The organism is Duganella dendranthematis (genome assembly GCF_012849375.1).
Classification (GTDB): Bacteria; Pseudomonadota; Gammaproteobacteria; order Burkholderiales; family Burkholderiaceae_D; genus Rugamonas; species Rugamonas dendranthematis.
In genome coordinates, this window is record NZ_CP051684.1 from 3,823,227 (window position 1) to 3,847,693 (window position 24,467).

Consider the following 24,467-nt stretch of genomic DNA (forward strand, 5'->3'; position numbering starts at 1 on the left):
TTTCTCCATGCTCCGCAGTCTTGTTTTCTCCAGCGTCCTGATGGCTTTCGGCGCCGCCCAGGCTAATGTCGTCGTAGTCCTTAATTCCCGCGACGCCACCGTGCAGTTGCTGGACCAGGCGACCTACAAGGATCTGAACACCATCCCGGTCGGCAAGGAGCCGCACCACCTGATGGCGACGCCGGACAATAAATCGCTGATCGTCGCCAGTTCGGTCGGCAACGAGCTGATTTTCCTCGATCCGAAAACCGGCCAGCCACAGCGCACCATCAAGGGCATCCTCGATCCGTACCAGATCGGCTTTTCGCCGGACCAGAAATGGTTCGTGTCGAACTCGCTGCGGCTGGACCGCGTCGACCTGTATAAATACGACGGCGCCAATATGACGCTGGCCAAGCGCCTGCCGCTGGCCAAGCTGCCGAGCCACATGGCGTTCAACGCCGCCAGCAATATGGTGTTCATCACCCAGCAGGGCAGCGACCAGGTCAGCGCCATCGACCTGAGCACGCAGACCGTCAAGTGGACGCTGCCGGTCGGCAAACTGCCGGCCGGCATCGCCATGACGCCGGACGATAACTATCTGCTGGTCGGCATCATGGGCAGCGACTACGTGGAAGTGATCGACTGGAAAGCGCAGAAAACCGTCAAGCGCATCAAGACCGGCATGGGTGCGCACAACTTCCGCTCGGCCGGCGATGGACGTTATACCTACGTCTCCAACCGTGTTTCCAATTCGATCAACATCATTGATCAGAAGACATTGGAAAACGTCGGCCAGATCAACGTGCCCGGCGGCCCGGACTGCATGGAAATCACCGACGACGGCAAGACCATGTGGGTGACGCTGCGCTGGATTAAAAAAGTGGCGGTGATCGACCTGCAAAGCCGCAAGGTGATCAAGACGATTCCGGTCGGCCGTTCGCCGCACGGCGTGTTCTTCTTTAACTCCGCACAACGCTGATGAAGCGCGCTGCGGCCCTGGTCATGCTGACGCTGGCGGCGCCGTTGCAGGCGGCGCCGGCGTGCAAGGGTACGGTCTATTTGACCTTCGACACCGGCAGCCAGTCGCAGGCCGAGCTGATTGCCGATACGCTGAACCGGCACCAGATCAAAGCCACCTTCTTCCTGGCTAACGAGAAAACCGTGCGCGGCGATTACTCGCTCGATCCGTCCTGGTCTGTATATTGGAAGGCGCGGGTGGCGGAGGGCCATGCGGTTGGCGCGCATACCTGGGACCACGCGGTGTTCGCGCGCGATGGCGCCAACGGCACGGTGGTGGTCAAACCTGGCTTCGGCCCGCAAGCCGGCAAGCTGGCCAGCTGGACGCCGCAGCAGTATTGCGAGCAGCTCAAGCGCGTCGATCAGCGCTTTGTCGAACTGACCGGTGCGCATCTCGATCCGCTGTGGCGCGCACCGGCCGGCCGCACTTCGCCGCGCCTGCTGGACATCGGCAAGGCCTGTGGCTATGCGCATGTGGGCTGGTCGCCGGCCGGCTTCTCGGGCGATGAACTGTCGAGCGAAAAGTATCCGAATCCGGTACTTTTGCAGAAGTCGTTGCGCGACCTGCGCGGCGGCGATATCGTGCTGATCCATATGGGCATCTGGTCGCGCAAGGATGCGTGGGCGCCGGCCAATCTTGAACTTCTGATTAGCGGTCTTGAGCAGAAGGGCCTGTGTTTTGACACGCTGCGCGCGCATCCGGATTATAAAAAATGATAGAAGCAATCTCTGACTGGCTGGGCGTGGCGCAGGGCTGGTTGTTTGAAACGGCGATCCAGCCGCTGGTGTTCCAGCTCGGCTTCGGCGCATTCGTCGAGGACGCGTTCGAGGGCACCGAGTGGCTGTTGATCGGCCTGCTGGAACTGGCGCTGCTGTTCCTGGTGCTGCGGCCGCTGGAGTCGCTGATTCCGGCGCAGCAGATCACCGATCCGCGCGCGCGCTGGAACGATTTCCTGTACACGGTGCTGCACCGGATCGGCGTGTTCTCGGTGCTGATCTTCTTTACGCTCGATCCGCTGATGGACGGGCTGGCCGGCTGGCTGCGCTTGGACGGTTTCCATCCGTTCAACCTGGAAGCGCTGTGGCCTGGCATCAGCCCGCTGGCGGCGTTCGCCGTCTATTTCGTGGTGCTGGATTTCTTCGATTACTGGTATCACCGCGCCTCGCACCACTTCAACTGGTGGTGGGGCTTGCACGGGCTGCACCACAGCCAGCAGAACATGAACCTGTGGAGCGACGACCGCAATCACATCCTCGACGACCTGCTGCGCGATGTTTACATGGGCGTGATCGCGCTGGGCATCGGCGTCGAGCCGGCGCAGTATGTGATGCTGGTGTCGTTGTCGCGCATTTTGCAGAGCCTGCAACACGCCAACGTCCGCATCCATTTCGGCTGGCTGGGCGAGCGGCTGCTGGTGTCGCCGCGCTATCACCGCATGCACCATGCCATCGGCGTTGGCCACGAGGGCAGGGATGGCAAGCCGGGCGGCTGCAATTTTGCCGTGCTGCTGCCGGTCTGGGACATCATTTTCCGCACCGCCAATTTCACGCCGCAGTTTGTCGCCACCGGCATCCGCGACCAGCTGCAAGGCCGCGACTACGGCCGCGGCTTCTGGTCGCAGCAGGCGCTGGGGTTGCGCCGCATGATTGAATACGCACGTAAGGATGTCGTCTGATGAGTAACGTTTTCCGCGCATGGGGCCGCGCTTTCTTGTCCCAATGGCATGGCAAGATGCTGATGATGAGCATCGTTCCCTTCCTGCTGGCGCTGGGCGTCTGGGCGGTGGCGCTGTATTTCTACCTACAGCCGCTGGTCGATTACCTGCATGCGCAGTTTGCCGACCATAATCTGTTCGCCACCAGCACCAGCTGGCTGCGCAGCCTCGGGCTGGGCACGCTGACCTCGGTGGTGGTGCCGCTGATCGCCATGCTGGCGTTGCTGCCGTTGATGATTTTGACCGCGCTGATCTTTATCGGCGTGGTGGCGATGCCGCTGATCGGCCGCCATGTCGGCTTGCGCCACTATCCGCAGCTGGAGCAGCGCAAGGGCGGGTCGGTTGTCGGCAGCGTTGGCGTGGCGCTGGGCGGCATGGCGATTTTTATCGGCCTGTGGATACTGACCTTGCCGCTGTACGCCTTCCCGCCGCTGGCGGTGCTGGTGCAGGCGCTGCTGTGGGGCTGGCTGACCTGCCGCGTCATGGTGTACGACACGCTTGCCGATTACGCCAGCACCGAGGAACGCCAGCAGATCCTGCGCGAACACCGCTGGCGCCTGCTAGTGATCGGCGTGGTATCGGGCGCGGCCGGCGCATTGCCGGGCGCGATCTGGCTGGGGGGCGTGATGGCGGTGGTGATGTTCCCCTTCCTCGCGGCCATCTCGATCTGGCTGTATGTACTGATTTTTATCTTTACCGGCTTGTGGTTCGCGTACTATTGTTTGGATGCGCTGGCGCGGTTGCGAGCTCAGGAAGTCATAGAAAAGGAATAGACGATGGCAATCGGACTCATCATCATTGGCGACGAAATCCTGTCGGGCAGGCGCGTCGACCAGCATTTCCCCAAAGTCGTGCAGATGCTGGCGGCACGTGGCTTGCAGCTGACCTGGGCCGAGGTGCTGCCGGACGATCCGGTGCGCATCACGGCCACGCTGCAACGCACCTTCGCCACCGACGACATCGTGTTCTGCTGCGGCGGCATCGGCGCCACGCCGGACGACCACACGCGCCAGGCTGCGGCCGACGCGCTGGGCCTGCCGCTGGTGCTGCACGAGCAAGGCAAGCTCAACATTCAGCAACGCATCCTGCAAATGGCGCAGGAGGCCGGCCAGACCGCCGACCTCAATTCCGACGAAAACCTGCACCGCCTCAAGATGGCCGAGTTTGCCGAAGGCGCGGCGCTGATCCCCAACCCGTACAACAACATCGCCGGCTTCGCGCTGCGCAAGCATTACTTCGTGCCGGGCTTTCCGGTGATGGCGTGGCCGATGCTGGAATGGGTGCTGGACAACCACTACGCCGACCTGTTCAACCGCGAACCGCACCTGGAACAATCGGTGTTGGTGTACGAAGCGGCCGAGTCGGCGCTGACGCCGCTGATGGTGGCGATCGAGCAGCAGTTCGCGCGCGTGAAAGTGTTCAGCTTACCGAGCGTCGGCGACGCCAATACGCGCCGTCACATCGAACTGGGCGTCAAAGGCGAACCCGTGCAGACGGCCACGGCCTTCATCCAACTGTGCGACGAATTGCGCAAGCTTCAGGTAGAGTTCAAGCCGACTTAGTCCGCTTTGTGACAGTCGAATGACACGGCGTTCCTTCTTCGGAGAGAGCGCCGTTGTTTTTTTGCGAAAAACAAACGGTGCTTTGCATTTATTGTGCGTCTGCTCCCATCGGCATCGCGCCGATGTGGTGCAATGGAAGCTAGCAAGATTGACTTGAAACACGCGATGCTCCCTCCAAATACACCTGAATCATCCGAGGCCCATCTGGCGCAAGCACAGATGGACCCACCACTACCGCCGGACGAAGGCGCACCCAAGAAAAGCAAACGCACCCGCAATGCCTTCCTGCTGGTGCTGCTGGTCGGCGTGTCCTTTACGATTTACTGGGGCTACCGCGAAACGCTGACCTCATCGATGCAGGCGCGCATCTTTACCGACCTCGCCAGCAAGATGACGTACAAGGTCGAGAAGGGCCCGAGCAAATCGATCCGCTTCCCGCACGACAGTCCGTACGACGAGCGGCTCGGCTATGCCGGCCTGCCGGACTACATCGGCAAGCTCAGCCAGCGTGACTACAAGGTCGCGGCGCAGGCGCGCATCTCGCCTAAGATGGCCGAGCTGGCCGACATGGGCGTGTTCGCCACCTACCGCGAAAAGACCAAGACCGGCCTGACGATTTACGATTGCCGCGCACAGGAACTGTTTGCCGCCAGCTATCCCGAACGCATCTACAACAAGTTCGACGCCGCGCCTAAGGTGCTGGTGAGCAGCCTGCTGTTCATCGAAAACCGCGAGCTGCTGGACAACACCTATCCGAAGCGCAACCCGGCAGTGGAATGGGACCGGCTCGGCAAGGCGGTGCTGGAGAAGACCGCCAGCGCAGTCGGCGGCGGCCATCGCGCGGCCGGCGGCAGCACGCTGGCCACACAGATCGAAAAGTATCGCCACTCGCCGGAAGGCCGCACCGGTTCGATGAAGGACAAGCTGCAGCAGATGGTGTCGGCCAGCCTGCGTTCGTACCAGGACGGGCCGGAGACGCTGAAGGCGCGGCGCCGCATCGTGCTCGAATACCTGAACACGGTGCCGCTGTCGGCCAAGCCCGGCTATGGCGAAGTGAACGGTATCGGCGACGGCATGTGGGTGTGGTACGGCCGCTCGTTTGACGACGTCAACAAACGCCTCAATGGCAAGCTCGACAATCCCGATGCGGTGACCGCGCTGGTGTTCAAGGAGGCGCTGAGCCTGATGATTGCGCAGCGCCGCCCGAGCTACTATCTGGGCGACGGCGCGGCCGACCTGGAAGTGCTGGCCAACAGCCACTTGCGGATTCTGGCCAGCGACGGCGCCATCACGCCGGCCATGCGCGACGTCGCGCTGAAGCAGGTACTGCATCCGGCCACCGGCAACGGCTTGCAATCGGCGCCAGCGCAGACCTTTGTCAGCCGCAAGGCCTCGAACGCGATCCGCAACCACCTGGCCAATCTGCTGGGCGACAACCGCATGTACAACCTCGACCGGCTGGACCTGACCGTGGTCAGCACGCTGGACGCGCAGGCGCAGACCGCCGTTACGCAGGTGCTGCGTGACTTGCGCGATCCGGAGAAGGCCAAGGCGGCCGGCCTGACCGGCAAAGGCATGCTGGGCAACGGTGATCCGGCCAACGTGGTGTACAGCTTCACCTTGCTGGAAAAGGGCGAGCAGAACAATCTGCTGCGCTTGCAGACCGATAACTTCGACCAGCCGCTGGACATCAACGAAGGCGCCAAGCTGGATCTGGGCTCGACCGCCAAGCTGCGCACGCTGATCACCTATCTGGACATCATGGACCAGCTGCACAAGAAGTACGGCGGCATGGACAACGCGGCGCTGGGCCAGGTGAAAGTCGATCCGCAGGACAAGCTGACACAGTGGGCACTGGATTACTTCAAGACCCTGCCGGTCGGCCAGCGCGAGCTGACGCCGATGCTGAATGCGGCCATGGAGCGCAAGTATTCCGGCAATCCGGGTGAGGGCTTCTTCACCGGCGGCGGCTTGCATCACTTCGGCAACTTCTCCAAGGAAGATAACAACAAGATCCTGACCGTGACCGAAGCGCTGCGCCACTCGACCAACCTGGTGTTCGTGCGGCTGATGCGGGACGTGGCCAAGTTCTACATGTTCTCCAATCCGGGCTCGTCGGCGTCGCTGCTGGCGGACGCGGACGATCCGCGCCGCGCCGGCTACCTGGCGCGCTTCGCCGACAAGGAAGGCAAGGAATTCCTGGGGCGCTTCTACGCCAAGTACAAGGGCAAGCCGCCGGAAGAGATCGACAAGACCCTGCTGGCCAACATCCGCAGCACGCCGGTGCGGCTGGCGGTGATCCATCGCACCATGTATCCGCTGGCCACGCAGGAGCAGTTTGCGGCCTTCCTGAAAGAGAACTTGCCGTCGCAGAACGAGGTGCCGGAAGAGCGCGTGGCCAAGCTGTATGACCAGTATGCGATCGGCAACTGGTCGCTGGCCGACCGTGGCTATCTGGCCAGCGTGCATCCGCTGGAGTTGTGGATGGCGGCCTATCTGCGCCTGCATCCGGGCGCGACCTTGAGCGAGATGACCAAGGCCAGCGAGCAGGAGCGTCAGGATGTCTACCAGTGGCTGTTCAAGACGCACCGCAAGCACGCGCAGGACAAGCGCATCGCCGGCCTGATCGAGGTGGAAGGCTTCATGGAAATCCACAAGCAGTGGAAGAAAATGGGCTATCCGTTTGAATCGCTAGTGCCGTCGTATGCGACCACGCTGGGCGCCTCGGCCGACCGGCCGGCCGCGCTGGCGGAGCTGATGGGGATTATCGTCAACGGTGGTGTGCGCAAGAGTTCGCAGCGCATCACCTCGCTGCACTTCGCCAAGGATACGCCGTACGACACGCTGGTGACCAAGGCGCCGCCGACCACCAACGAGCAGGTGATTGCGCCGCAAGTGGCGCGGGTGGCGGCGGATGCGATCCGTGGCGTGGTGTCGGACGGTACCGCCAAGCGGGTCAAGTCGGCGTTTGTGGCAGCCGATGGTTCGATCATTCCGGTGGGCGGCAAGACCGGTACCGGCGACCAGCGCTTTGATGTGTATGGCGGTGGCGGACGGCTGATTGAATCGCGCTATGTGAACCGGTCGGCGACGTTTGTGTTCAATATCGGCGAGCGCTTCTTTGGTTCGATGACGGCGTATGTGCACGGGCCGGAATCGAAGAACTATGACTTCACCAGCGCGCTGCCGGTGCAGCTGCTGGTGGTGCTGGCGCCGAACTTGATGCCGTTGATTGAGCCGCATGCGGCGCCGAAGCCCGGCACAACGCTGCCGGTGGTGAAGGTTGGGGCGTAGCGCCCGAAGTCGCGAAAGCGCCACTGCAGGCCTGCGGCGGGTAATTTCTACCCCGCCCACCGCATACCAGGGTCTGACCCCGTTCGGGGTCAGACCCTTTTTTTGTCTTGCGGGTTTCCCTTGCATAGTTGCTGATTTATTGGCAAGGTGTGAGCCCATGAAACCTATGCGCCACCACATGTCCAAGATCCTCAAGTTTACCCAGTTCTCCTTCCGGGATCTGATCGTCGCGGCCGCGCCGACGGTGCTGACCATCGTCGGCATCTGTCTGCTGGCCTACTGGCTGGTCGACCCGGCGCCGCCGCGCACGGTGCGGCTGGGCACGGGTCAGGAAAACTCGGCCTACGAGGACTTCGGCAAGAAATATGCGGCAGCGCTGGCCAAGCACGGCGTCAAAGTCACGCTGGTGCCATCGGCCGGTTCCAGCGAAAACCTGCGCAATCTGAAAGAAGGCAAGGTCGATATCGCCTTCGTGCAAAGCGGCTCGACCAACGAGGAAGCGGCCGAGCGCGAAGGCCTGTCGTCGCTGGGCAGCCTGTTCGTTGAGCCGCTGTGGCTGTTCCTGCGCGAAGACAAGGGCAAGCCGCCGATCACCCAGCTGACGCAGCTGCGCGGCAAGAAGATCAATTACGGCGCCAAGGGCGCCGGCTCGCCGCGCCTATTCCGCCAGGTGCTGGAGCTGAATGGCGTCGAAAAAGACGAGGTGCAGAAGTTTTCGCTGGCTAACACGCCGGCCACGGTGGAGTTGTTGGAAGGCCGCATCGACGGCCTGGTGTTTACCTCGGCGCCGGAAGCGCCGCTGATCCAGATGCTGCTGCAAACGCCGGGTATCAAGCTGTTCGATTTCAGCCAGGCCGAGGCGTATTCGCGCAAGCTGCCGTTTTTGACGCACGTGGTGCTGCCGCAGGGCATTGTTGATCTAGGCCGCAACATCCCGTCCGAAGACTACAACCTGATCGCGCCGACCGCCACGCTGGTGGCGCGCGATGATTTGCATTCGGCGCTGGTGGATTTGTTCGTGCAGGCGGCCTCGACGATTCATAGCGGCGCCGGCTGGTTCCAGCAGCAGGGCCAGTTCCCGTCGGCCAAGTACACCGAGATTCCGGTCGATCCGGAGGCGGCCAAGTTCTACAAGAGCGGGCCGCCGTTCCTGCAGCGCTACATGACCTTCTGGCTGGCCAATTTCTTCGACCGCATGTGGGTGCTGGTGGTGGCGCTGGGCGCGCTGATCCTGCCGCTGTCGAAGGTGATCCCGCCGCTGTATGTGTGGCGTATCCGCTCACGCGTGTACAAGTGGTATGGCCAGCTGCGCGCGGTGGAGCAGAAAGTGGAGGAGGCCCAGGAAGCCACCCGTATGCAGGTCTACGAAGAGCAGCTGAAGCGGCTGGACGAGATCGAGGAGCTGGTCAACCAGGTCTCGATCCCGCTGTCGTTTGCCGATGGCCTGTATGGCTTGCGCAGCCACATCCAGTTCGTGCGCAAGCGCATTCTGTTCCTGATTGCGGAGGCCAACCCCACTGCGACGCAGGGTCTGACCCCGGCCGGGGTCAGACCCTAGAATACGCGGCGATCGCCGGTCGAGGCGGCCGTGGGTTAAGCGCCGATCCAGGGCAGGCCGGCGTGGCACCAGCCGCTGATGTTCTTGCGGTGGCCATGCTCGTCCTTGTCGCCCTCAAAGCCCTCCAGGATGTCGTAGCAGTGCTGGTAGCCGTGTTCGGTCGCCAGCTTGGCTGCACCACGCGAGCGCACGCCGGAACGGCACAGGAATAAAATCACCTGATCCTTGCGGGCGATACCGTTCAATTGCTCGATAAATTCTTGGTTGGTATTGCCACCTGGATAAGTCGCCCACTGGACCGCACCATGTTGGGCTTCCGGGATCGCCACCCGTCCCACCCAGTCACGCTCGGCATTGGTGCGCACATCGATCAGCTTGACGGCGTTTTCCGCACTGATCAATTCATAGGCTTCCTGCGGCGTCACCGCGCCGGCATAGGGCCAGTCCTTGCTGCGGCTACGGGCAAGGGCGAGGATCTCATCTATTTTGCTCATAAGGTGTTCCGGTAATAAGTTTAAGTTTATTATAGGCGTCCGTGCCCGGCCCGCGACTGCGACGCACCAAAACCATGCGCTTTTCAGTAAATATCCTAAAATGCACTTATAAGGTGCAAAATGTGAGAAACGCACTAAATAGGTGCGTGATTGTTCTGCTGTAAATTGTGGCACTTGAACACGCCCGCCAATTTTAGAATGATTTTGGCCGCGCGTTCAAAGACGCTACCAACATATCGATAGTCGTTCTGTGGCTGGCATGGATACTGCTTAGTAAGGCCTCACGAGTTCCACACATTCCCTTTAGGAGATACGCATGGCAATGACAGCCGCAGAAGTTCTGAAAATGGTCCAGGAAAACGAAGTCAAATTCGTTGATTTCCGTTTCGCGGATACCCGTGGTAAAGAACAGCACGTTACCGTGCCTGTGTCGGCTTTCGACATCGACAAGTTTGAATCGGGTCACGCATTTGACGGTTCCTCGATCGCCGGCTGGAAGGGTATTGAAGCATCCGACATGATTCTGATGCCTGATCCAAACACCGCGAACATCGACCCGTTCATGGAAGAGACCACGCTGTTCATGCAATGCGACGTCATCGAACCAGCGGACGGCAAGGGCTACGACCGCGATCCACGCTCCATCGCCAAGCGCGCTGAAGCCTACCTGAAATCGTCCGGCATCGGCGACACCGCCTACTTCGGCCCGGAACCAGAATTCTTCATCTTCGACAGCGTGCGCTGGAAGATCGACATGTCGGGTTGCTTCGTCAAGATCGATTCCGACGAAGCGTCGTGGTCGACCGGCGAAAAAATCGAAGGCGGCAACAGCGGCCATCGTCCAACCGTCAAGGGCGGCTACTTCCCAGTGCCACCAGTGGACAGCTTCCAGGACATGCGTTCGGAAATGTGCCTGATCCTGGAATCGCTGGGCATCCCGGTTGAAGTGCACCACCACGAAGTGGCTGGCGCTGGCCAGAACGAAATCGGCACCAAGTTCTCGACCTTGGTTGAGCGCGCCGACTGGACCCAGAACCTGAAATACGTGGTCTGGAACGTCGCCCACAGCTACGGCAAAACCGCGACCTTCATGCCAAAACCTATCGTTGGCGACAACGGTTCGGGCATGCACGTGCACCAGTCGATCTGGAAAGACGGCAAAAACCTGTTCGCCGGCGACGGCTATGCCGGCCTGTCGGATACCGCGCTGTACTACATCGGTGGCATCATCAAGCACGCCAAGGCACTGAACGCGATCACCAACCCAGGCACCAACTCGTACAAACGCCTGGTGCCAGGCTTTGAAGCGCCAGTCAAACTGGCGTACTCGGCGAAAAACCGTTCGGCTTCGATCCGTATTCCACACGTGGCCAATCCAAAAGGCCGCCGTATCGAAACCCGCTTCCCGGATCCACTGGCCAACGTCTACCTGTGCTTCTCGGCACTGATGATGGCGGGTCTGGACGGTATCCAGAACAAGATCCATCCAGGCGAAGCAGCGTCGAAAGACCTGTACCACCTGCCGCCGGAAGAGGACGCACTGATCCCAACCGTGTGCGCCTCGCTGGAAGAAGCGCTGGACGCCCTGAACAAAGACCGCGAGTTCCTGACCCGTGGCGGCGTGTTCAGCGATTCGATGATCGATGCTTACATCGAACTGAAAATGCAGGACGTGCAGCGCATGCGCATGACCACTCACCCTGCTGAGTTCGACATGTACTACTCGCTGTAATCACCGGGCGCTACGGCGCTGGTGAAGCGGTATCCAACGCGGGGCGAGCTGATGCTTTCCCCGCGTTTTTATTTGGATGCTGTATATTCGGGTGGACTGTTCCACCCACGGATTTACGAATGACAATGAGTTTGAAACTGAGTGTGTTGCTGGCGTTGTTGGCCTCGGCGGCGGCGCATGGACAGATCTATAAATGCCAGCCGCCCGGCGGCAGTGTCGAGTTCACCGACATCAACCGTGGCAGCTACTGCAAGCTGATGGATCTGCCCGGCATGACGGTGCCGGCGCCGGCGCGGCGTAGCGCTCCTGCGGCGCCGCGTGCTGCGCAACCGCTTGCCACGCCGGGCGAGTTCCCGCGTGTCGACAGCGCGGAGCAGAAGGCGCGCGACGCCGACCGCCGCGGCATTCTCGAAGACGAGCTGAAGAACGAGCAGCAAAAGCTGGCCGAGCTGCGGCGCGAATTCAACGGCGGCGAGCCGGAGCGGCGCGGCGATGAACGCAACTACGCCAAGTACCAGGAACGGGTGGCCGCGCTGCGCGACAGCATCAGCCGCTCGGAAAAGAATGTCGATGCCTTGAAACGTGAGATCGCGAATATCCGATGAGCATAGTGAATAAGATCGCGGCCCGCGCGGCCGCCGCCATCCACCGGCCGCCGTCGCTGGCGGGGCTGGAACTGCTGGCTTCGGCCGTGGTGCTGCTCGACGCGCAGGGCCATATCGCCTACGCCAACGCGGCCGCCGAGAACCTGCTGGAAAGCTCGCTGAAGGCGCTGTCGCGCCAGACGCTGAGCGCGCAGTTCCTCAATCCGGACGAGCTGGAACATACCTGCGCGCAAGCGCGCGAACACAAATTCTCCGACTTGCGCCAGGACCTGGCGCTGGAGCGTCCCGGCCGCGAACCGCTGCATGTGCACAGCATCGTGTCGGCGGTAGAAGATCCGGTTGGCGGCGTGCTGATCGAGCTGCGCGAGAACCAGCAGCATCTCAAGCTGGACCGCGAAGAGCGCATCCTCGACCAGAGCCAGGTCAACAAGGAACTGATCCGCAACCTGGCGCACGAGATCAAGAATCCGCTGGGCGGCATCCGTGGCGCCGCGCAGTTGCTGGAGATGGAACTGCCCGGTGCGCATGCGGTGCAGCTGCGCGAGTACACGCAGGTCATCATCAAGGAAGCCGACCGCCTGCAAACGCTGGTGGACCGCCTGCTGGCGCCGCACCGACGGCCGCACATCGTCGGCGACGTTAACATCCACGAAGTGCTGGAGCGGGTGCGCAGCCTGATGCTGGCGGAGTTCCCGTCCGGCCTGACGATTCTGCGCGATTATGATGCGTCGATTCCCGAGTTCCGCGGCGATAAGGAGCAACTGATCCAGACCGTGCTGAACATCGCGCACAACGCCGCTCAGGCGCTGGCGGCACAGATCGACGGCGGCGAAGCGCAGATCGTTTTCAAGACGCGGGTGGCGCGCCAGGTGACCTTGGCCAAGGTCCGCTACGGGCTGGCATTAGACTTGCATATCATTGACAATGGACCGGGTATCGCACCCCAGATCCGCGACCGTATCTTCTACCCATTGGTTTCAGGCAGGGAGGGCGGCAGTGGGCTGGGACTGACCTTGGCACAGACCTTCGTGCAACAGCACATGGGCGTGATCGAGTGCGAGAGCCGGCCTGGATGTACGGATTTCCGTATTTTGCTGCCGTTGCCATAAGCCGCGGCGGGCATTGCGGACCGTGTCCCTTGATTGACGATCATCGCGGAAAAAATACAACACATGAAGCCAATCTGGATAGTAGACGACGACGAATCGATCCGCTGGGTACTGGAAAAAGCACTGGCCAGGGAAAACCTGGCGACCAAGAGTTTTGCCAATGCGCGCGACGCCATCGCCGCGCTGGAGTACGAGACGCCGCAGGTGCTGGTGTCCGACATCCGCATGCCGGGCGACTCCGGCCTGGACTTGCTGCAGCTGGTGAAGTCACGCTTCCCCGGCCTGCCGGTCATCATCATCACCGCCTTCTCCGACTTGGATTCCGCCGTGGCGGCGTTCCAGGGAGGCGCGTTTGAATACCTGGCCAAGCCGTTCGATATCGACAAGGCAGTCGAGCTGATCCGGCGCGCGCTGGACGAAAGCCTGCGCGAAACCAGCGTTGAATCGGGGCCGGCGGAAACGCCGGAAATCCTCGGCCAAGCGCCGGCCATGCAGGAGGTCTTTCGCGCGATCGGTCGCCTCTCTCAATCGAATGTGACGGTGCTGATCACCGGCGAGTCCGGCTCCGGCAAGGAGCTGGTGGCGCGCGCGCTGCACAAGCACTCGCCGCGCGCGGCACAGCCGTTCATCGCGCTGAACACGGCGGCGATCCCCAAGGATTTGCTGGAGTCCGAATTGTTCGGCCACGAGCGCGGCGCCTTTACCGGCGCCCAAACGACGCGTCGCGGCCGCTTCGAGCAGGCCGAGAACGGCACGCTGTTCCTCGATGAGATCGGCGACATGCCGTTTGACTTGCAGACGCGTTTGCTGCGGGTGCTGTCGGACGGCCATTTCTATCGCGTCGGCGGCCACCAGCCGCTGAAGGCGAACGTGCGCGTGATTACCGCTACGCACCAGAATCTCGAACAGCGCGTGCGCGAAGGCTTGTTCCGCGAAGACTTGTATCATCGCCTGAATGTGATCCGTTTGCGCTTGCCCAGTTTGAGGGAGCGGCGCGAGGACATCCCTATTTTGGTGCGTCACTTCCTGGTGCAGAGCGCGAAACAACTGGGCGTGGAAGCCAAGCGCATGAGCGATGCGGCGTTGCAGTTCTTGTGCAGCTTGGAGTTGCCGGGCAATGTGCGCCAGCTGGAAAACCTGTGCAACTGGATCACGGTGATGGCGCCGGGGCAAACGGTGGAGATCAAGGATCTGCCGCTGGAACTGTCGCAGGAGAAGGCGGGCAGCACGCCAGCGCTGACGGCGACGCCAGCCGAAAGCTATGGCGCTCCGCAGCATCATGGCACGGTCACACCGGCGCCGGTGGCGGAGACGGGTGGCAGCGCGCACGTGTCGCCGGACGCGTGGCTGGGACTGTTGGAGATGCAGGCTGCCAGCATGCTCAGCGGCGGTCAGCAGGAGGTGATGGCGGTGCTGGGACGGCAGTTTGAGTCGGCGCTGATCCGCACCGCGCTCAAGCACACGCACGGCCGCAAGAACGACGCCGCGGTACGTCTGGGGATTGGCCGCAACACCATCACCCGCAAGATCGCCGAACTCGGCATCGACGGCGCCAAGGACGACTGACGCCACCCGTCGTTCCCGCGTGTGCGGGAACGACGTTACATTAGCGCTACCGCATCGGCGCCGGCGGCAATCCGCATCGGTGCGTCGGCGGTGGTGGCGGCTTGCCACACCGCCTGCGCCACATCGATGGCGTGCGTCACTTCTTCCGTGGATTGTGCCCAGCCGGCAAACACATGCTGCGCCATGGCCGCGTAGGCTTCCGGAATCGCGCCCTGCATGCGCGGCTGCGCGTTGGCGCCGAAGCTGGTGGTCGGCGCGCGTCCCGGCAGCACCAGGTTGACGCGCACATTGCATTGCGCCAGTTCCAGCGCCAGCGATTCCGTGAACGCATTCACCGCCGCCTTGCTGGCCGTGTACACCGACAGCAGCGGCAGCGATTTCAACGTCACGCTGGAGGTTACGTTGACGATCACACCGGCCTTACGCTCGCGCATCTGCGGCAGCACCGCCTGCGTCATTGCCATGGTGCCGAAGGTATTGGTCTCGAATACCTCGCGCACCTTGTCCAGGCTAATGCCTTCCAGCGCACCCAGCAAGCCGATGCCGGCATTGTTGACCAGTACGTCGACCGGGCCGGCGGTTTCGATCAGCTTGCTGATGCTATCCGGATCGGTCACGTCCAGCGGCAGCACGCGCAGATGTGGCGATGCCGGCAGCAGATCGGCGTTGGGCGTGCGCATGGTGGCGATGACTTTCCAGTCGCGTTCCAGGAAGTAGCGGGCGGTTTCCAGGCCAAAGCCGGACGAGCAGCCAGTGATGAGGATGGTTTTCATGGGAACTCCTGTTGGGTGGGTATGACAGCACTGTAGCTACCCATCGCCGGACTTGCTACAATCGATAGTCCATTTTTCGTTAGCAAGCGTCCAGACATGACCGATCCCCTCGATGAAGTAGTGAGCTTGCTTCAGCCACGCATCCGCTATTCCAAAGTCGTCAGCGCCGCCGGCCCGTGGCGTGTGCAGCGCTCGCATGAAGGCCAGCCGTTTTATTGCGCGGTGCTGGAAGGCGCCAGCCTGCTGACGGTCGGTGACCGGGAACCGCTGCCGTTGCAGCAGGGCGATTTCGTGCTGATCCCGGAGTCGCATGCGTTCTCGATGAGCAGCGTGCAGCCGCCGCCAGCCGCCGCACTGGACATGGCGCCGCTGGCCTTGCCAAACGGCGAGTTCCGCTTCGGCCCGCCGGACCGTCCACCCGAGGCGGTGCTGCTGATCGGCCATTGCGCCTTCGATTCGCCGGATGCGGCGCTGCTGGTGTCGCTGCTGCCGCGCCTGATCCATGTGCGCGGCGAAGCACGCTTGTCGACGCTGGTGCAGCTGGTCGGTGACGAATCGCGCGCGCGGCGGCCGGGGCGGGAAGTGGTGCTGGCGCATCTGCTGGAAGTGCTGCTGATCGAAGCCTTGCGCGCCAGCGCCATCAGCGCCGCGCCGGGCCTGCTGCGCGGCCTGGCCGATGAACGGCTGGCACTGGCGTTGCGGCGCATGCACGAGGAAATGACCGCGCCGTGGACGGTGGCGCAGCTGGCCAAGGAGGCTGCGCTGTCGCGCTCGGCGTTCTTTGAGCGCTTCAGCCGCGCCGTGGGGGTGGCGCCGATGGAGTACCTGCTGCGCTGGCGCATGGCCAAGGCCAAGAACCTGCTGCGCCGGCAGCAGGGCAACGTGGCCGAGGTGGCGGGGCAGGTGGGCTATGGCTCGGCCAGCGCGTTCAGTGTGGCGTTCACGCGGCACGTCGGCGTGTCGCCGACCCGGTATGCGTCGTCGCCCACCGCCACAATGGCCTGAAAAGAGGTTTTTTCGTCCTCTCGGCCACTGCGGTGCGGCATACACTGCTTCCATCAACTTACTTTGACGGGAGCAAAAAATATGAAAACCGCATTCATTACCGGCGCGTCCTCGGGCATTGGCGCAGTCTACGCTGACCGTCTGGCGCGCCGTGGCTACGATCTGATCCTGGTGGCGCGCGACGCCGCCAAGCTGTCGACGCTGGCACAGCAGCTGCACGCCGCCACCGGCCGCCAGGTCGACACCATCGCCGCCGATCTGAGCGTGACAGCCGACCTGCGCCGCGTCGAGCAGCGCCTGGCCAGCGATAGCAGCATCAGCCTGCTGGTCAACAACGCCGGCCTCGGCGCGGTCAAGTCCCTGGTCGATTCCACGCCGGAAGAACTTGATACGCTGATCAACGTGAACGTCACCGCGTTGACGCGCCTGACCCGCGCGGTCGCGCCCGGCCTGGTGGCGCGCGGCGAAGGTGCGATCATCAACATCTCGTCGATTGCCGCGCTCAAGCCGGAGCTGCTGAACGGCACCTATGGCGGCAGTAAGGCCTTCGTGCTGGCGCTGACGCAATCGCTGCACCACGAGCTGGGCGACAAGGGCGTGCAGGTGCAGGCGGTGTTGCCGGGCGCCATCGGCACGCCGTTCTGGGGCCGCTCCGGCCTGCCGCTGGAACATCTGGACACCGCGATCGTCATGACGCCGGAAGACCTGGTGGACGCTGCGCTGGCCGGTTTCGACCAGCGTGAACTGGTGACCTTGCCATCGCTGCCCGACGTCAACGATTTCGTCCGCATGGATGACGCGCGCAAGGCGCTGGCGCCGAATCTATCGCATAGCAGGCCGGCCGCACGCTATTTCAAAGCGGCTTAAGCCGTCCCAGCGCGCTTGAGGTAAGCTCTTGGCTGTGAAGCCAGGGGCTTTTTCTTTTTCATGGAATGCGTATGCTGATTAATTGTGTGGCCTATCAGGACGGTAAAAAACTGGCCGACATTGCGGTGGAAGACATCAGCGAATATGTCGAGAAACCGGAGACGTTTGTCTGGGTGGCCCTGCACGATGCGGAGCCGGAAGAGCTGGCCGTGATGCAGCACGAGTTCGGTCTGCACGAACTGGCCGTGGAGGACGCCAGCCGCGGCCACCAGCGGCCCAAGATTGAGGAGTATGGTGATTCGCTGTTTGTGGTGGTCAAGACCATCGAGTGCCACGACGGCGAGGTGGCGGTGGGCGAGGTCGATATCTTCGTCGGCCAGAACTATATTCTGTCGTCACGCGACGGCAGCAGCCAGCAAGGTTTCAAGAGCGTGCGCGCACGCGCCGAGAAGGAGCCGCACATGCTGCGGCTGGGCCCGGCCTTCGTGCTGTACGCGCTGATGGATACGGTAGTGGACCGTTACTTCCCGGTGCTGGACATGCTGGAAACCGAACTGGAAAAAATCGAGGAGCTGATCTTCACCCAGGGCCGCCAGCGCGACAACATCCAGCGCCTGTACGAGCTCAAGGGCAAGGTCACCACGGTGCGCCATGTGGTGGCGCCGCTGATGGAGGCGGTGGGCCGGCTGCACGGCGGCCGCGTGCCGGCGATGTGCCAGGACACGCAGGAATACTTCCGCGACGTGCACGATCATCTGCACCGCATCAGCAGTTCACTGGACGGGATCCGCGACACGATTGCCACGGCGATCCAGGTCAACCTGTCGATGGTGGCGATTGACGAGAGTGAAGTGAACAAGCGGCTGGCGGCATGGGCGGCGATCTTTGCGATCGTCACGGCGTTTGCCGGGCTGTGGGGCATGAATTTCAAATACATGCCGGAACTGGAATGGAAGTTCGGCTATCCGATGGCGATTGCCGTCATGATCAGCGTGTGCCTGTACCTGCATCGGCGTTTCAAGAAAGCCGGCTGGTTATAAAAAAAGCCCGCGCGGCTTGCACCGCGCGGGCCTGATTCAAACGCTAGCGATTAGAACTTGTAGCCAGCGGTCACGTAGACGAAGCGGCCACGTGGATCATACTGGTTGATGTCGTAGCCGGCCTGGAACTGGTTGGTCACTGCGGTACCAATCGGTTGTGGCTGCTTGTCGAACAGGTTCTTCACACCCAGTGCCAGGGTCAGGTTTTTGATGCCTTTCCAGGTCACGTTGGCGTCGTAGGTCGCTTCAGCACCGATGAACACTTTGTCGTCGTTCAGGTCGTGACCAACCTGATAGCCGGTACGGAAGTTCTGGATCAGGGTGGTGGCCCATGGACCTTGGCTCCAGGTCGCAGCCAGCTGGTGTTTCCAGCGCAGGACCACGCCGCCGTTCTGCGCGCCGATGACCGGGGTGCCGGTATCGTCAACGATGGTGCCGACTTTGTGCGAGATTTCGCCGCCTGGGCTGGTCTGGTCGAAGTCATCCATGTAGGTACCGTTCAGGTTCACGTCCAGCTTACCGAAGCTGAAGTTATCCTTCCAGTTGGCGAACACGTCCAGACCCTGCACATTGGCGTTGCCGGTGTTGGCCAGGGTTTGCTTGATGCTCTGGATATCGTTGCCCAGCAGCGTGACCAGGCCGGCGTAGGCCGGATCGCCAGCGCGGAAGCGCGACACCACTTCCTGTGCCGACGGGGTGGCCAGGATGTCACGGATGTTGATGTTGAAGAAGTCAACACCGATGCTGGTCGACGCCACTGGCTGCCAGACCACGCCCAGCGAATACTGTTTCGACTTCTCTGGCTTCAGGTTCGGGTTGCCGCCGGTCAGCGAATTGACTTGCAGGCCGTTTTGCTTGGTGCCCGGATCGTTGAACTGTTCCGAGGTGCCCAGGGTTTGCGGGGTCCACAGGTCGACCAGCGACGGTGCGCGGAAGCCGGTGCCGTAGGAACCGCGCAGCACCAGTTCCTTGACTGGCTGCCAGCGGAAGTTGCCTTTCCAGTTGGCGCTGTTGCCGACGTCGTTGTACTTGTCGTCACGTGCGGCCAAGTTGATTTCCAGCGATTTCAGCACAGGAATGCTCAATTCGCCGAAGGCCGAGTTGACAGTGCGGCTGCGGTCGATCGGCACCACGGAGCCGCCCAGGCCGGAGATGTCGCCCGACTCGTAGGCTGCGCTTGGATCGGTCGTATATTTCTCTTTGCGCGACTGCAGACCCAGCGCGTATTGCGGGGTGATGCCGGCCACGTTGAAGAAATCGCCGGTGATCTTGGCGTCGAAGGCGTCGCTGGTCGACTTGGCGTTCAGGAAGGTGCCGCTGAAGGCTGCGCCTTTCAGCTGGTCAGCCAGGGCGCCGGTTTGCACGCCGCCTGCCGCCCATGGGTTCCAGTTGCTGTTGTTGATGATTTTTGCGTAGGCAACTTGCGAGAAGTAGCCGGTGGTGACCGCGCTTTCCAGCTTGGACTCGTTGTGGCTCAGACCGACTTCGTAGTCAGCAAAACTCAGCGTGCCCTTGGCGCCGACCACGATGCGTGCCTGTTTGGCGGTGTCGACGTTCTGGCGTGGGCCGTAGTCGAAGACGCGCGAGGTGATCGACAGTGGCTGGCCGATCAGCGAGGTGAAGCCCTGGCTGGTCAGGTACGGCACGGCGATCGACTGGTAGACGGGATTCGATGGCATCAGCAGCAGGGCTGGCGTCACGCCTTGCTTGTCAAACTCGCCGTCGGTGGCGAAGAAGTCGGCGCGGGCCGGCGAAGGCTGATAAGTCTGGGTCACCTTGCTCTGCGAGTACAGCAGATCGGCGAACAGCTGATGGTTCTCGTTCAGCTGGTAGGTCAGGTTGCTGGTGAAGTTGTACAGTTCACGATCCGGCGTCAGGCCGACGTCCGGGCCGCTGTCGTAGGCGCAGTAAGGTGCACCCTTGGCGCCGACGGCGATGGTGCTCATCTTGATGGTGCTGCATTTGTCGCCGATGGCCAGCGGATTACCGAAGCCGGAACCGCCGTTGCTGAAGCCGGTAACCGGGCCGTTTTGCAGATCCCAGGCGCCCTGGATGTTACCCTGACCGGTAGCGGTCGAGTTGTAGTAAGGCAGGCGGGTGGCCGAGGCAGCATACGAACGGTCGCGGCCGAACAGTGCTTTTTCCTTCTCGTAGGAGGCCGACGCAACGACGTTCAGTTTGTCGTTGTTAAAGCCGCCGGTGATCGAGGCACGGCCATTCTGGCCGCCGCCGCTTTCGCTTGGCGAACCGTAGGTGCCGGTGACTTCGATGCCTTCCACGCGCTTCGACAGGATGAAGTTGACCACGCCGGCCACGGCGTCAGAGCCGTACACGCCCGAAGCGCCGTCTTTCAGGATTTCCACGCGCTCAATGGCGGCCAGCGGAATGGCGTTGATGTTGACCGAGGCGCCATCGCTACCGGCGAAAGCGGCCAGACGGCGGCCGTTGACCAGCACCAGCGTCCGGGTCGAACCCAGGCCGCGCAGCGAAATCGACGACAGACCGCCGGTCGAGCTACCCGCGCCCGTGGCGTTGGTGGTGCCGCCGGCCGACGAGAATGCCGAGATCGATTGCAGCAGTTCTTCGGTGCTGGTGGCGCCGGTCTTGGCGATATCAGCCTTGGTAACGACCTGCACCGGCAGCGACGTTTCATTATCGACGCGCTTGACTGACGAACCGGTGATTTCAACGCGTTGGATCACAGGGGTATCCTGTGCAAATACAGGCTGGGCCAGCAGGCCGGCGCCGATCAGCGCCGCGCTGCCCGAAAACATCAGGCGCACTGCACGCGAGATTGCGGTTTCCATCATCATTGGTTGAGCTCCTAGGATTGTTGTGTAACGTCACATTGGAAGACGTGCCAGGAATAATTTTTCTTAGTAAATTATCCAAGATAAGCATGAAACCACTGGAAGTCCTTGGCGGTCAATTGTCAATGTGTAATGACAACAGAATAAACAACACTTTCGGTCATTTCTTACCCAAAATAGGGACCACTTTTACACAAAAATACAAAGTCTTTCGTCGATAAACTACTAAATGTGATAGTTACCCGTTTTTTCTTCACCCAGATTCATGGCTGGTAACGTTACAATGAGGCACTTAGCCACTCCCGGAGCCAGGCCATGAGCGATAAAAACAGGCTGTTCGATGCCGAGGACGGCCGCCTGCTGGCCGAGGCGGCGCTGCGTTCGATTACCGACTCGACCGCCCGGGCCCGCGGCGACGATTTCCTGCGCATCCTGGTGCGCGACCTGGCCCAGGCGCTGGACGTGCAGTACGTGATCGCCGGCCGCGTGGCCACCCTGGCCGATGGCGAAGGCATCCGCACGCTGGCGGTGTGGGGCGGCGCCGACTACCTGCCCAACCTGGAATACAGTCTACGCCACACACCATGTCAGGATGTCACCGCGCAGTGCATGTGCTTCCACGGCAGCGGCATCCAGGCCGATTATCCGCAAGACACGCTGCTGGTCGAGATGCAGGCCGAGAGCTATATCGGCATGCCGATGATCGACACCGAAGGGCAGACGCTGGGCATCCTGTCGGCCATCGACATCAAACCGATGGACGAGGACAAGCGCCTGCTGGCGCTGTCGCTGCTGTCGATCTTTGCCGCCCGCGGCGCCGCCGAACTGCAGCACCAGGACCGCGAGCAGCAGCTGGAAGCGACCGTGCAGCGCCGCACCGAGGCCCTGCTGGCGGCGCAGGCGACGCTGGTGGAGCAGGAAAAAATGGTGGCGCTGGGGACGCTGGTGGCGGGTGTGGCGCATGAAGTCAACACGCCGATCGGCGTCGCCGTCACGGCGGCTTCCACCATGGCCAGCTATGCCGACGACCTGATCAAGTGCGTCAGCGGCGAGCGCGTCAGCCGGTCGGAACTGCTGAACACGGCACAGCGGCTGCGCGAGGGCGCCCAGCTGATCGAGCGCAACCTGGCGCGCGCGGCCGACTTGATCGGCAACTTCAAACAACTGGCGGTGGACCAGGGCAGCGCCCATGTATCGGAAGTGGGGGTGCGCGAGCATGCGCTGAGCGTGGTGTCGGCGCATGGGCCGGAACTGCGCAAGGTGGGGATCAGTGTCGAGGTCGACATCGCGCCGGAGCTGCGCACGCGGCTGGATGCGGGACGCTGGTCGCAGGTGCTGTCCAACCTGCTGATGAACGCCGCCAAGCACGCCTATCCCAACGGCGGGCCGGGCCAGGTGACGCTGGCGGCGCGGCTGGCGCTGGAAGGCGGCGTGCGCTGGCTATTGCTGGAGTTTGCCGACGATGGCGTCGGCCTGAACGGCGAGGTGCGCGAGCGGCTGTTTGAACCGTTCTTTACCACCAAGCGCGGGCAGGGCGGTTCCGGGCTCGGCATGCATATCGTGTACACGATTGTGCACCAGATGGGCGGCCACGTGGCGGTGGCGCCCGCCGCGCCCGACAGCGCCGGCTGCCGCATCAAGCTGCGGCTGCCGGTGCGCGACTAAGGTCAGGCTTGCTGCGCGGCCAGCGACAGCGCTACCGCTTCCGCCACCTTGATGCCATCGACGCCGGCTGACAGGATGCCGCCCGCGTAACCGGCGCCTTCGCCGGCCGGGAACAGGCCCTTGGTGTTCAGGCTTTGCAGCGTGTCGTCGCGGCGCTTGATGCGGATCGGCGACGAGGTGCGCGTCTCCAGTCCGGTCAGCACGGCGTCATGCTTGAAGTAGCCCTTGAGCTGCTTGTCGAACGCCGGGAAGGCTTCGCGCAGCGCCGTCACGGCGAATTCCGGCAGGATCTGCGCCAGGTCGGTCAGCGTGATGCCCGGCTTGTACGACGGCACCACGGCGCCGAAGTCGGTCGAGGCGCGGCCGGCGACGAAATCGCCCATCAGCTGCCCCGGCGCATTGTAGGTGCCGCCGCCCAGGTGGAAGGCTTTTTCTTCGAGGTCACGCTGGAAGGCGACGCCGGCCAGCGGGTGGCCCGGATAGTCGACTTCCGGCGAAATGCTGACCACGATGGCGCTGTTGGCGTTGCGCTCGTTGCGCGAATACTGGCTCATGCCGTTGGTGACCACGCGGCCCGGCTCGGACGCCGCCGCCACCACCGTGCCGCCCGGGCACATGCAGAAGCTGTACACCGCGCGGCCGTTGGACGCATGGTGCACCAGCTTGTAGTCGGCGGCGCCGAGGATCGGATGGCCGGCGTTGGGGCCGAAGCGGCAGGTGTCGATCAGCGACTGCGGGTGCTCGACGCGGAAGCCGATCGAGAACGGCTTCGCTTCAATGTAGACGCCGCGTTCGTACAACATTTCAAAGGTGTCGCGCGCGCTGTGGCCGATCGCCAGCACCACATGGTTGGTGACGATTTTCTCGCCGCTTTCCAGCATCACGCCGCGCACCTGGCGGCCATCGGCGGTTTCTTCGATGTCGATGTCGGTGACCTTGCTGTTAAAGCGGTATTCGCCGCCCAGCGCCTCGATGTTTTCGCGCATCGATTCGACCATTTTCACCAGCCGGAACGTGCCGATGTGCGGCTTGCTGACGTAGATGATTTCTTCCGGCGCACCGGCCTTGACGAACTCGTTGAGCACCTTGCGGCCGTAGTGCTTCGGGTCCTTGATCTGGCTGTACAGCTTGCCGTCGGAGAAGGTGCCGGCGCCGCCTTCACCGAACTGCACGTTGGACTCCGGATTGAGCTTGCGCTGGCGCCAGAAACCGAAGGTGTCGACCGTGCGTTCGCGGACGATCTTGCCGCGTTCGAGGATGATGGGACGCAGGCCCATCTGGGCCAGGATCAGCGCCGCCAGCAGGCCGCACGGGCCGATGCCGATCACCACCGGCCGCTGGAAATCCGGGTGCGCGGCCAGCGCCTGGCCGTCGGCGACGTATTTGTAGCCGGTGTCCGGCGACGGCATCAGGTGCACATCGTGGTGCAGGCGCTGCAAGACCTCGGCTTCATTGACCACATCCACATCCAGCGAATAGATCAGGACGATGGCGGATTTCTTGCGCGCGTCGTAGCTGCGCTTGTAGATGGTGAAGCCGCGCAGGTCGGCGGCCGGGATGGCCAGGCGCGCCAGGATGGCGGCCGGCAGTTGCTCCGCGCTGTGGTCGAGCGGGAGTTTGACTTCGTTTAAACGCAGCATGATGGGGGTTCCAGAAATTGCACGGCTCCGTAG

At 62.5% G+C, this 24,467-nt stretch carries 19 protein-coding genes; 15 read left to right on the plus strand and 4 right to left on the minus strand.

The annotated features are described in order from the left end of the window. Positions 1–7 precede the first annotated feature (7 nt). From HH213_RS17485 to HH213_RS17515, 7 genes are all read left to right on the plus strand, one after another. Complete coding sequence (locus HH213_RS17485; protein ID WP_169113056.1) at positions 8–961, plus strand: YVTN family beta-propeller repeat protein; 954 nt, start codon at positions 8–10, stop codon at positions 959–961. Further along, positions 961–1,716 carry a polysaccharide deacetylase family protein gene (locus HH213_RS17490; RefSeq protein ID WP_169113057.1) on the plus strand — a complete coding sequence of 252 codons (756 nt, stop codon included), beginning with the start codon at positions 961–963 and terminating at the stop codon, positions 1,714–1,716. Before HH213_RS17485 ends, HH213_RS17490 begins: the two co-directional genes overlap by 1 nt. Next, complete coding sequence (locus HH213_RS17495) at positions 1,713–2,675, plus strand: sterol desaturase family protein (protein WP_169113058.1); 963 nt, start codon at positions 1,713–1,715, stop codon at positions 2,673–2,675. The genes HH213_RS17490 and HH213_RS17495 overlap by 4 nt, the downstream gene beginning before the upstream one ends. Further along, entirely contained in the window at positions 2,675–3,487 is an 813-nt protein-coding gene (locus HH213_RS17500) for an EI24 domain-containing protein (RefSeq protein WP_169113059.1), read from the plus strand. The genes HH213_RS17495 and HH213_RS17500 overlap by 1 nt, the downstream gene beginning before the upstream one ends. A gap of 3 nt (positions 3,488–3,490) precedes the next feature. Then, on the plus strand, positions 3,491–4,276 hold the full coding sequence (locus HH213_RS17505; RefSeq protein ID WP_110847090.1) for a competence/damage-inducible protein A: 786 nt from the start codon (positions 3,491–3,493) through the stop codon (positions 4,274–4,276). Between the two features lie 219 nt (positions 4,277–4,495). Next, positions 4,496–7,570 carry a transglycosylase domain-containing protein gene (locus tag HH213_RS17510; protein WP_169113060.1) on the plus strand — a complete coding sequence of 1,025 codons (3,075 nt, stop codon included), beginning with the start codon at positions 4,496–4,498 and terminating at the stop codon, positions 7,568–7,570. Between the two features lie 178 nt (positions 7,571–7,748). Next, positions 7,749–9,128: a TAXI family TRAP transporter solute-binding subunit gene (locus HH213_RS17515; RefSeq protein ID WP_169115247.1), complete on the plus strand. Its 1,380-nt coding sequence runs from the start codon at positions 7,749–7,751 to the stop codon at positions 9,126–9,128. A gap of 35 nt (positions 9,129–9,163) precedes the next feature. On the opposite strand, the gene HH213_RS17520 is transcribed toward HH213_RS17515, so the two are convergent. Further along, positions 9,164–9,622 (minus strand): rhodanese-like domain-containing protein, encoded by a 459-nt coding sequence (locus tag HH213_RS17520; RefSeq protein ID WP_110847088.1) that lies wholly within the window; start codon positions 9,620–9,622, stop codon positions 9,164–9,166. Positions 9,623–9,938: 316 nt separating this feature from the next. Here HH213_RS17520 and glnA point away from each other — a divergent pair, with 316 nt between their 5' ends. The 4 genes from glnA (at position 9,939) to ntrC (ending at position 14,634) form a co-directional block, all read left to right on the plus strand. Next, positions 9,939–11,354 (plus strand): type I glutamate--ammonia ligase, encoded by a 1,416-nt coding sequence (gene glnA, locus HH213_RS17525; protein ID WP_110847087.1) that lies wholly within the window; start codon positions 9,939–9,941, stop codon positions 11,352–11,354. Between the two features lie 119 nt (positions 11,355–11,473). Further along, entirely contained in the window at positions 11,474–11,959 is a 486-nt protein-coding gene (locus HH213_RS17530) for a DUF4124 domain-containing protein (protein ID WP_110847086.1), read from the plus strand. Next, positions 11,956–13,068 carry a nitrogen regulation protein NR(II) gene (gene glnL / locus HH213_RS17535; protein ID WP_110847085.1) on the plus strand — a complete coding sequence of 371 codons (1,113 nt, stop codon included), beginning with the start codon at positions 11,956–11,958 and terminating at the stop codon, positions 13,066–13,068. The genes HH213_RS17530 and glnL overlap by 4 nt, the downstream gene beginning before the upstream one ends. Before the next feature lie 63 nt (positions 13,069–13,131). Continuing rightward, entirely contained in the window at positions 13,132–14,634 is a 1,503-nt protein-coding gene (ntrC, locus tag HH213_RS17540; RefSeq protein ID WP_169113061.1) for a nitrogen regulation protein NR(I), read from the plus strand. Between the two features lie 35 nt (positions 14,635–14,669). Here ntrC and HH213_RS17545 read toward each other — a convergent pair whose 3' ends face one another. Then, positions 14,670–15,407, minus strand: a complete 738-nt coding sequence (locus HH213_RS17545; RefSeq protein WP_169113062.1) for an SDR family oxidoreductase — start codon at positions 15,405–15,407, stop codon at positions 14,670–14,672. A 96-nt stretch (positions 15,408–15,503) separates the two neighbouring features. Here HH213_RS17545 and HH213_RS17550 point away from each other — a divergent pair, with 96 nt between their 5' ends. The 3 genes from HH213_RS17550 to corA all read left to right on the plus strand — a co-directional run bounded on the left by HH213_RS17550 (position 15,504) and on the right by corA (position 18,319). Continuing rightward, positions 15,504–16,412, plus strand: a complete 909-nt coding sequence (locus HH213_RS17550) for an AraC family transcriptional regulator (RefSeq protein WP_110847082.1) — start codon at positions 15,504–15,506, stop codon at positions 16,410–16,412. A gap of 81 nt (positions 16,413–16,493) precedes the next feature. After that, a complete protein-coding gene (locus HH213_RS17555) occupies positions 16,494–17,279 on the plus strand; it encodes an SDR family NAD(P)-dependent oxidoreductase (protein ID WP_110847081.1) in 786 nt (261 codons plus the stop codon). A 71-nt stretch (positions 17,280–17,350) separates the two neighbouring features. After that, positions 17,351–18,319, plus strand: a complete 969-nt coding sequence (corA, locus tag HH213_RS17560; RefSeq protein ID WP_110847080.1) for a magnesium/cobalt transporter CorA — start codon at positions 17,351–17,353, stop codon at positions 18,317–18,319. A gap of 50 nt (positions 18,320–18,369) precedes the next feature. On the opposite strand, the gene HH213_RS17565 is transcribed toward corA, so the two are convergent. Beyond that, entirely contained in the window at positions 18,370–21,132 is a 2,763-nt protein-coding gene (locus tag HH213_RS17565) for a TonB-dependent receptor (RefSeq protein ID WP_110847079.1), read from the minus strand. A 312-nt stretch (positions 21,133–21,444) separates the two neighbouring features. Here HH213_RS17565 and HH213_RS17570 point away from each other — a divergent pair, with 312 nt between their 5' ends. Next, the gene (locus HH213_RS17570; protein ID WP_169113063.1) at positions 21,445–22,794 is read left to right on the plus strand and encodes a sensor histidine kinase; all 1,350 of its coding nucleotides are present in this window, start codon (positions 21,445–21,447) and stop codon (positions 22,792–22,794) included. A gap of 2 nt (positions 22,795–22,796) precedes the next feature. On the opposite strand, the gene HH213_RS17575 is transcribed toward HH213_RS17570, so the two are convergent. Beyond that, entirely contained in the window at positions 22,797–24,434 is a 1,638-nt protein-coding gene (locus HH213_RS17575; RefSeq protein WP_169113064.1) for an NAD(P)/FAD-dependent oxidoreductase, read from the minus strand. Positions 24,435–24,467 lie beyond the last annotated feature (33 nt).

Coding starts and splice junctions, on each gene's coding strand:
- HH213_RS17485 (WP_169113056.1), top strand. CDS start 8: ATGCTCCGCAGTCTTGTTTTCTCCAGCGTCCTGATGGCTTTCGGCGCC.
- HH213_RS17490 (WP_169113057.1), top strand. CDS start 961: ATGAAGCGCGCTGCGGCCCTGGTCATGCTGACGCTGGCGGCGCCGTTG.
- HH213_RS17495 (WP_169113058.1), top strand. CDS start 1,713: ATGATAGAAGCAATCTCTGACTGGCTGGGCGTGGCGCAGGGCTGGTTG.
- HH213_RS17500 (WP_169113059.1), top strand. CDS start 2,675: ATGAGTAACGTTTTCCGCGCATGGGGCCGCGCTTTCTTGTCCCAATGG.
- HH213_RS17505 (WP_110847090.1), top strand. CDS start 3,491: ATGGCAATCGGACTCATCATCATTGGCGACGAAATCCTGTCGGGCAGG.
- HH213_RS17510 (WP_169113060.1), top strand. CDS start 4,496: ATGGACCCACCACTACCGCCGGACGAAGGCGCACCCAAGAAAAGCAAA.
- HH213_RS17515 (WP_169115247.1), top strand. CDS start 7,749: ATGTCCAAGATCCTCAAGTTTACCCAGTTCTCCTTCCGGGATCTGATC.
- HH213_RS17520 (WP_110847088.1), bottom strand. CDS start 9,622: ATGAGCAAAATAGATGAGATCCTCGCCCTTGCCCGTAGCCGCAGCAAG.
- glnA (WP_110847087.1), top strand. CDS start 9,939: ATGGCAATGACAGCCGCAGAAGTTCTGAAAATGGTCCAGGAAAACGAA.
- HH213_RS17530 (WP_110847086.1), top strand. CDS start 11,474: ATGACAATGAGTTTGAAACTGAGTGTGTTGCTGGCGTTGTTGGCCTCG.
- glnL (WP_110847085.1), top strand. CDS start 11,956: ATGAGCATAGTGAATAAGATCGCGGCCCGCGCGGCCGCCGCCATCCAC.
- ntrC (WP_169113061.1), top strand. CDS start 13,132: ATGAAGCCAATCTGGATAGTAGACGACGACGAATCGATCCGCTGGGTA.
- HH213_RS17545 (WP_169113062.1), bottom strand. CDS start 15,407: ATGAAAACCATCCTCATCACTGGCTGCTCGTCCGGCTTTGGCCTGGAA.
- HH213_RS17550 (WP_110847082.1), top strand. CDS start 15,504: ATGACCGATCCCCTCGATGAAGTAGTGAGCTTGCTTCAGCCACGCATC.
- HH213_RS17555 (WP_110847081.1), top strand. CDS start 16,494: ATGAAAACCGCATTCATTACCGGCGCGTCCTCGGGCATTGGCGCAGTC.
- corA (WP_110847080.1), top strand. CDS start 17,351: ATGCTGATTAATTGTGTGGCCTATCAGGACGGTAAAAAACTGGCCGAC.
- HH213_RS17565 (WP_110847079.1), bottom strand. CDS start 21,132: ATGATGATGGAAACCGCAATCTCGCGTGCAGTGCGCCTGATGTTTTCG.
- HH213_RS17570 (WP_169113063.1), top strand. CDS start 21,445: ATGAGCGATAAAAACAGGCTGTTCGATGCCGAGGACGGCCGCCTGCTG.
- HH213_RS17575 (WP_169113064.1), bottom strand. CDS start 24,434: ATGCTGCGTTTAAACGAAGTCAAACTCCCGCTCGACCACAGCGCGGAG.